General features: G+C 40.1%; 1 protein-coding gene. It reads right to left on the bottom strand.

Going from position 1 to position 948, the window contains the following annotated elements; translation table 11 throughout:
* Positions 1–948, bottom strand: a 948-nt coding sequence (gene gpmI, locus ACRCJ0_RS15725; RefSeq protein WP_431391123.1) for a 2,3-bisphosphoglycerate-independent phosphoglycerate mutase, incomplete at both ends; no start/stop codon positions are given.

Raw genomic sequence — 948 nt, 5'->3', positions numbered from 1 at the left:
CAAGTCGTAAGTCGCTACTTTAGGTGAGTTAATCAAAATACGTTTTTCGCCTTCAAACTCGTCATTTGCCCCACCATTCATGAAGAATGTAACGTGAGGATATTTTTCAGTTTCAGCGATACGTAATTGGTTTAAGCCGTTATCTGATAACACTTGGCCAAGAACATTTTTCAATGCGATTGGTTTAAAAGCGATATCAGCTGGGATTGTATCTTTGTATTTAGTCATTGATACAAATTTAACGTTTGTTGGTACATCTCCACGATCGAAGTTATCCCATTCAGTTGCTGTTACAGCGTCTGAAAGTTGGATAGCACGGTCAGGACGGAAGTTAGCGAAAATGATAGCATCATTATCGGCTACCTGGCCTACTGGTTTGCCGTCAGCATCAACAATAACTGTTGGCTCAACGAATTCATCAGTAACGTCTTTAGCGTAGTTAGCATTTACAACTTCAATTGCGTCGTCGCCAGTTTCGCCTTTACCGTTAAAGATAACATCATAAGCTTTTTGTACACGTTCCCAACGGTTATCACGGTCCATTGCATAGTAACGTCCAGAAATTGAAGCGATTTGACCTAAGTTTTCTTTGGCCATTACTTTTTCAAGTGATTCAATATAACCTGGCGCTGCATGTGGATCAACGTCACGTCCATCTAAGAAAGCATGTAGGTATAATTTTTCAACACCTTTAGCTTTAGCATCTTTAATCAATGCTTCGATATGACGTAAGTGGCTGTGCACCCCACCATCAGATAATAATCCAAAGATGTGTAAAGCTGATTGGTTGTCAGTTACATGAGTGTAAGCACCGTTTAATGCTTCATTCTCAGCAAATTCACCATCTTCAATAGCTTTATCGATTCGAGTTAGGCTTTGGTATACAATACGGCCAGCACCAATATTTGTATGGCCAACTTCAGAGTTACCCATTTGTCCATCAGGTAG

The sequence above is a fragment of the Aerococcus sp. L_32 genome (genome assembly GCF_050689315.1).
Note: the sequence above shows the minus strand (reverse complement) of the source record. Positions and strands in the feature narration are given on the sequence as shown.